Annotated in this window: 5 protein-coding genes and 2 tRNA genes; all 7 read right to left on the bottom strand. The window is 36.3% G+C overall.

Annotated features, from left to right (window positions below):
- Positions 1-325: 325 nt before the first annotated feature.
- The 7 genes from MWH30_RS13025 to MWH30_RS12995 all read right to left on the bottom strand — a co-directional run bounded on the left by MWH30_RS13025 (position 326) and on the right by MWH30_RS12995 (position 7,269).
- The gene (locus MWH30_RS13025) at positions 326-2,716 is read right to left on the bottom strand and encodes an endonuclease MutS2 (RefSeq protein WP_248664530.1); all 2,391 of its coding nucleotides are present in this window, start codon (positions 2,714-2,716) and stop codon (positions 326-328) included.
- A gap of 15 nt (positions 2,717-2,731) precedes the next feature.
- Positions 2,732-3,688 carry a Nif3-like dinuclear metal center hexameric protein gene (locus tag MWH30_RS13020; protein WP_248664529.1) on the bottom strand — a complete coding sequence of 319 codons (957 nt, stop codon included), beginning with the start codon at positions 3,686-3,688 and terminating at the stop codon, positions 2,732-2,734.
- A 458-nt stretch (positions 3,689-4,146) separates the two neighbouring features.
- On the bottom strand, positions 4,147-5,868 hold the full coding sequence (polX, locus tag MWH30_RS13015; protein WP_248664528.1) for a DNA polymerase/3'-5' exonuclease PolX: 1,722 nt from the start codon (positions 5,866-5,868) through the stop codon (positions 4,147-4,149).
- A 24-nt stretch (positions 5,869-5,892) separates the two neighbouring features.
- On the bottom strand, positions 5,893-6,393 hold the full coding sequence (locus MWH30_RS13010) for a CvpA family protein (protein WP_248664527.1): 501 nt from the start codon (positions 6,391-6,393) through the stop codon (positions 5,893-5,895).
- A 3-nt stretch (positions 6,394-6,396) separates the two neighbouring features.
- Entirely contained in the window at positions 6,397-6,927 is a 531-nt protein-coding gene (locus tag MWH30_RS13005; protein ID WP_248664526.1) for a cell division protein ZapA, read from the bottom strand.
- A 176-nt stretch (positions 6,928-7,103) separates the two neighbouring features.
- Positions 7,104-7,178 (bottom strand) — tRNA-Gly (locus MWH30_RS13000).
- 6 nt (positions 7,179-7,184) lie between these two features.
- A tRNA-Tyr gene (locus MWH30_RS12995) sits at positions 7,185-7,269 on the bottom strand.
- Positions 7,270-7,377 lie beyond the last annotated feature (108 nt).

Below are 7,377 nucleotides of genomic sequence, written 5' to 3'. Positions count from 1 at the left end.
TCCTTAGGATTTATTGTCGTTACTTTATTATACACAGAATTTAGTCCTTACGACAACTATCCTAACACATAGAGAAGAGCAATTTGACACAGACTAAGTTCTGACAAAAATCTGACTAAAACGTACAAGATTAAAAGATAAAAAGACTTAAATATTTTAAGTTTTGAATGTACTAATGTTTTAGTCTGTGTCTAAATAGGTTTTGAACTTATGTTTTTATCTATCCTCTATCATCTATCCTTTATCATCTGAATTAAACAATTTATTTATAAAATAGTAAATTGATTAGAAAAATATGGACTAAGTTAATGCCTATGATATCAAATTATAAATCTACTATAGTAACTCCTAAACCACCTTCTCCTTCTTGGCCATCTCTATAATCATTGACATGAGGATGCTCCGCTAATAGTTCCTGGACTATCTCTCTTAAAACACCGCTTCCTTTACCGTGAATAATCTCAGCATTACCAAGCCCAGCTAAAGCAGCATTATCCAAGTACTTATCCACCTTCTTTTTAGCTTCTAGGGCCCGCAGTCCTCTCAAATCCAGTTTTGGAGAAACTTTTCGCGTCTTTTGGCTTCTTAGCTTACTAACAGTAGCCTCTTTATTTTGTTTAGCCTTTTCTTTTTCTTCGACAGCCACCCTTTCCAATCTACTAATCTCAACATTCACCTTCAAATTTCCAGCCTGAACAACTGCTTCTTCCTTATTATCCAGTAATTCAATTATCTTTCCATCTTTATTTAAGTTCTTAATACGCACTCTTTCTCCTACTTGCAGATCCTGAGGAGCTGCTTGAATTTCCTGCTCTTTAATTTTATCCTCTAATTTTTCCCGCTCTTTACTTAAATTATGGCGAGTAGAATCAAACTTGCTTTTAGCTCTATCAGCTGTAGCCTCCTCAACCTCTGCTTCAGCCTTCAGTTCCTCAATCACCTGATCCACCTTTTCCTTAGCTTCAGCAACTATCTGTTCAGCCTCAGCGTAGGCCTCTTTTTTTATCTCTTTTTCCTTCTTTTCTACTTCCACTAACTTACTTTCATATTCAGCTTTTAAATTCTCAACTTCCTCTTTTTTAGTCTCAATGCTCTCTTTATCATCCCGAATGCTTTTCTTATTTTCTTCTAAGCTCTGAATAATTTCATCTACCTGTCCTTCTTTGCTATCCAAAAAGCTCCTTGCTTGAGCAATAATCTCCTCATCAAAGCCCAGTCTAGCTGCTATTTCAAAGGCATTACTCCGACCAGGCAGACCCATTTGCAGTCTATAAGTAGGCTCTAGAGTTTGTACATCAAACTCTACCGAAGCATTCTCAACTCCTTCTCGCTGATAAGCAAAGGTCTTCAACTGTCCGTAATGAGTAGTAGCTACCGTATTAACTCCCGGACGTTGATGTAAATTATCCAAAATAGCCATCGCCAAGGCAGCACCTTCAGTAGGATCAGTTCCAGCACCTATCTCATCTAACAAAACTAAAGCATTCTCTGCACAGTTCTCCAAAATATCTATAATCTTAGTCATATGAGAAGAAAAGGTACTCAAGCTCTGTTCAATACTCTGCTCATCGCCGATATCACCGTAAAGCTGATCAAAAACAGCTACTTCCGAGCCTGATAAAGCCGGAATATGCAGTCCTGACTGAGCCATCAAAGTTAAGAGACCAACAGTCTTTAAAGTAACAGTCTTGCCGCCAGTATTGGGCCCGGTAATTACTAAAGTAGAAAAGTCTCGACCTAACTCTACATCCACCGGCACCACTTCCTCCAGTTCAATCAAAGGATGTCTAGCCTTTAATAGTTTAAGCTGCTGCTCCTTATTTAAAAGAGGCTCTGCTCCCTCAATCTGTTGACTATACTTAGCCTTAGCAAAAGTAAAGTCTAAAAAAGCCAACAGTTTTAGCGTCTGCTCAATCTCCTTTAGCTCTCCTTGTACTGCAAAGGTTAGTTCAGTTAAAATCCTATAAACCTCATCCTCTTCCTCAGCAATCAGCCCTCTTAACTTATTATTTAGCTTTACAACCTCCATCGGTTCAATAAAAACCGTCTGCTTACTGGCTGAACGATCGTGCAAAATTCCCGGGAAATCATTTTGGTACTGGCTCTTAATCGGAATCACATAACGATTATCTCTAATAGTCACTAAGGACTCCTGAATAAACTTTTCATACTTGTTAGAAGCTAGGATAGAGTTTAGCTTACTCTTAATCTGCTCTTTATAGCTGCTAATCTGCCTCCGTAAACTTCTTAGCTTATTGCTGGCCCTATCCATCACCTCGCCTTGCTGGTCAATACATCTTTTAATCTGCTTAACTAAAGGCTCAAAATCGCCTATCTGCACAGCATGTTTAATTACAGCTTGATACTCCTCCTCTTCATCTTCCTCCTCTAAATCCAGAAAATAGTTTCTTAATCTATAACCGGACTGTAAGGTATTAGCTATATTCAACAGTTCCTTAGCGCTTAAAGTTATTTCCTTATTCGACTTCTTTAAAGCTTCGCGAATATCTCTAATCCCACCTAAGGGAACAGCATCCTCACGAATTAAAATTTTCTTGGCAGCCGTAGCCTCTAGCTGTCGCTGTTGTATATAATCTAAATCAGTAACCGGCTTCAACTTTTCCACTAATTTTTGACCTAACTTTGAAGTAGTATGCTTGCTTAATCTTTCCTTAATCTTTTGATACTCCAATATCTCCAGTGTATGTTGATTCAACTCTTATCAGCCCTCCTACTCTCCTCTTTCAACTCTAATCAAACCAGAACAGGAAGTTACTTCAATTCCTTCGGTCGTTAGTTTATCAATAAATAGATTCATCCCTAAAGAATCACTAGCAATATGTCCAGCGATTATTACATTGATATGATTTTCTTCAGCTTTTTTACGATGCTCCTCACCCATATGCATACAGACCAAGGTTCCTACTCCAGCTTGAGCTAAATTCTTAAAAGCTTCTTTAGAGCCGCTAGTCCCCCCAGTCATATCCACTACAACTTTTCCAGTCTTTCTTTCCTTACTGCCAACTATCACCTTCGGGCCCGCCTTCAAGTTAACCGCTTCCTTATATTCCGGAATCTCCTTTAATAGTTCAATAACATCCTCTACCCGCTCCGGCTCAGCCTCATCGATCTTATTCTGTAAAAAATCAGTAACTAAATTATCAGCCGGGGTATGCACCGACATTAAAGGAATATCGAAAATCTTAGCAGCATCCAAAGCCTTATTGTGGTTTACTGGCATCAGATTGCGTTCTACTTCCTTAATTCTTTTAGCCATAATTCCCTGAGCAACATTAATCGGTACTCCATTCAAGTGTAAAATCTCCTCTTGCATATGCATCACCTGATGAAGATTAGCTAAAGCCTTACCTTCCGGATGATGCGAGATAATTAAATCTATCTCTTCGCCTTTTTCTCGCAATCTATCGGCAATTAAAACCTCCCCTACTTCAATATCAATTCCCACCAATATCTTCTGAACTTCAGTCTCGGGGTCGCCATAAAGAATTCGAGTATCGGCATAAGGATTATCCAGCTTTTCCTGCTCAAACTCTTCCTGTTCTTCATCATCTAGCTCTTCATATTTTTCCCTTGTTCGTTCTAACTTCTTTTCAATTTCTTCAGTCCCACGCAAGTCTACACTAATTCCTACTTCCACGGCTAAGTCGTATATTTCTTTTAAATTCAAAATTATTCCTCCTTTTTTGATTAAAGCTTTAAAACAATATCGTTCTATTGTTTCATTGGCGCGGTAGGCCAAATGGATGTTTCCAAAGTAATGATTAGCTTCGCGTCAACGCTAGAAAAGTTTATTTTAGTACTTCTAAGACTCATCTCCACTCAAATAAAAGCAAGCAAATTTTAATTAGAAAAATTTGCTAAACCAGCTTTTATTTAAGCTCCGATTCGTCAAGAAGCACTAAAAAAATAAACTTTAATATCGCTTATAAACACCCATTTGACCCTGCTGATAACGAAAAATTGGTTTTATGTTGCTGCGCTAACATAATTTCGCTCATTATTATAGCAATATTCTAATATCTAAACTATGCTTTTGAACTTATCTCTTAAGGTCTAGTCAGAACTTGGTCAGATTTTAGTCTGTGTCCAATAGGTTTTAATCATTTGAACTTTATACCAATAGAGTTAGGTAGCTAATATCTCTCTTAATTGAGCAAGCGAATAAGTATTCACCACTTCTTGAGGCCCAATCAATCCCTTACGAACATTATAGACTCCAAAACGCACATTATCCAACTGCTCAACACTATGAGCATCAGTATTAATAGCTATCTTAACTCCTGCTTCTTTAGCTAAACGGAGATGTTCACTACTTAAATCCAGCCTTTCCGGCGAAGCATTAACCTCCAAGATAGTATCAGTTTCAGCTGCCTTAGCTATTATAACCTCAATATCCACCGGATAAGGATCTCTTTTAGGCAGTAATCTCCCGGTAGGATGGCCTAAAATATCTACCTGCTCATTCTCCAAAGCAGTTATAATCCTTTGAGTCTGCTTCTGCTTAGACTGTCTAAAACCAGAATGAATAGAAGCTACTACTATATCCAGTTGCTCTAAAAGCCGACTATCATAATCCAGACTACCATCAGCTAAGATATCCACTTCTGAACCTTTTAAAATCTGAAAATCACTCAACTGTTCATTAGTTCTATCTATTTCCTCAAGCTGTCGCTTCAATTCAGCTACCTTTAAACCTCCAGCTACTCCCAAAGAGCGAGAATGATCACAGATAGCTAAGTATTCATAGCCTCTTTCTTGACCAGCAACTGCCATTTCCCTAATAGTGCTAGCTCCATCGCTCCAGTTAGTATGTAAATGTAAATCTCCCTTGATATCTGCCACTTCCAATTTAACAGGTAAATCATCCTGTAAAGCTAACTCAATCTCTTCTTTACCATCTCTTATCTCTGGAATTATATAAGGTAACTTTAACCGCTGATAGATCTCTTCTTCAGAATTGACTACTTCATCTTCAGCAATACTCTTATTATATAAGCTGCTGCTACTCAATTCATAGCCTCTTTGAGCAGCCAACTCCTTTAACTTAGTATAATGATGCTCAGTTCCAGTGGACCTTAATAACTCACAAGAAAAGCTTTCCAACTCAGTAAACAACACTTCAATCTCAATATCAAGTCGACTAGTCAACTTAACTCTATCTTCTTCTTCAGTTAAAGAAGTCACCAGCGGCAGTTCTGACAAGAAAGCAAGCAACTCAGCTGGTGATTCAGTAGCTAACAATAAATCGATCTGCTCAATTAATTCCTCTTTTCTTCTTAAGCTACCTGTTATTTCTGCTTCATTAACGCTGGACAGCTTAGTACAAATATCTATTAACTCATTAGCTAAGTCAGTAGCTATAGCTAAATTAATTTGATTCTCTTGACCTTTACCTTCACTCCTTTTAATAGCATCAGTAATCTTAGCTTCAGTTTTAGAACCAATTCCGGGTAACTTTCTTAACTCTCGTTGTCGAGCAGCTTGGGCCAGCTTTTCTAAACTATCTATCTCCAGCTCTTCGTAAAACTGCTTAACTTTCTTAGGACCCACTCCAGATAAATCTAAGATATCCAACAAGCCTAGAGGAAGTTCAGCCTTTAATTCTTCATACTTAGCACAGCTCCCCTCAGTCAAAATCTCCTCAATAGTAGCAGCTAAGCCACTACCAACTCCCTCTAACTCCTCTAATCTATCTTCAATTAACAGATCATTGATATCCTCATCTAAATTTCGAATCAGCTTGCTAACATCATAATAGGATTTAATTTTAAAGTAGTTATCACCTTTGATTTTCAATAAATCACCTATATCCTTTAATGTCCAAGCTACTCGCAAATTATCTAGCATTAATTTACACCTCAACTTTACTAATTAACTAATAAACTTCTCTAAACTTTCCTTAACAATTGGAGTTATATTCAAAAATTCATCAGCAAAAACCGACGTCTCTATAAGCTCTTCTACTACTCCCACAGACATCTGTTCAACCAAAAGCAAAGTAATATAAATCATTAAAACTCCTTTTATAAAACCTACAATAGCTCCTCCAAGATCATCGAGCATAGATATCAACAATAAATTAGTTAAGCCATTCAATAAATAACCAATTATATTAATCACAGCACTAACTATAATAATAATTAAAGCAAAAGATAGAGTAGGAATAACTGGCTCAATAAAGATAGGCAAAACAAGATTCTCATTAAAATAAGTAACTAATATTTGGTAATTATCCATAGCTATATAAAAACCAATTACTAAAGCAGCAATTGAAACAATCTGCCTAATCAAACCTAGTTTATAACCTCTAAATACAAAAAAAATAAATATAACAATTATGCCAAAATCCAATAAACTAATTGCTTGTATCAAAGCTCAATCCTCCTTGCTGCTGTCGAATTCCTCCAAAAAACTTTCATACTCTTTAGCTAAATTATCGTACTCCTTTTGTAATTCATTGTGTTTATTAAGTAATTGCTCATACTGTGACTTTAATTTTTCATAGTTAGCTTTTCCTTTCTTTAAGTTATTCTGTAATTTATTATTCTCTTTTTGAGATTTATAATACTTATCAGTTAACTTCATACTAACTAAAACCATAATTTTCATTCTATTTAATCTACTATTCAGTTGCTCAGCAACCTCATCAATTTCTGCGTTTACAAAATTAGCTATATTCTGAATATATTTCTCTGGCTCCTCACCTTTAATTATATACTCATCTCCAAAAATATTAACTTTAGTCTTAGTAACATTATTAGTAGTTTCCTGTTTAGCTTTTTTACTTTTACTATCAATTTTAGTTTGCTTATTCTTTATTTGCTTATCTTTACTTTTAGCTTGCTTATCCTTATTTTTTTGCAAATTATCACTTTTATTCTGATCTTCATCCTTTTTTTTATTCAAACTAAATACCTCCTACTTTATATCAATAGCTGAAATAATCAAAACAAATAATTCTAAGTTAGCTATATATTATTTCAAGATCAAATAATAAAATCCTTCAAAATAAAAAAAGAGCTTCTACATTAAAAAATAGAAGCTCTTTCAAATCTATGTTTATTAATTATTTAAAACTAAAATGGAGCGGAAAACGGGATTTGAACCCGCGACCTTCTCGTTGGCAACGAGACGCTCTACCACTGAGCTATTTCCGCTTAAAATGGTGGAGGGGAAAGGATTTGAACCTTTGAAGGCATCGCCGGCAGATTTACAGTCTGCTCCCTTTGGCCACTCGGGCACCCCTCCACGATATTCAATTGATAATTCACACTGCTAATAATAATTAATTAAGTGGTACCCCCAAGGGGATTCGAACCCCTGCCGCCAGGATGAAAACCTGGTATCCTAGGCCTC

The organism is Fuchsiella alkaliacetigena (genome assembly GCF_023227765.1).
Classification (GTDB): Bacteria; Bacillota; Halanaerobiia; order Halobacteroidales; family Acetohalobiaceae; genus Fuchsiella; species Fuchsiella alkaliacetigena.
Note: the sequence above shows the minus strand (reverse complement) of the source record. Positions and strands in the feature narration are given on the sequence as shown.

Excerpts from the sequence above, each read along its gene's own strand:
- polX (WP_248664528.1), bottom strand. The coding sequence starts at position 5,868 with ATGCTAGATAATTTGCGAGTAGCTTGGACATTAAAGGATATAGGTGAT.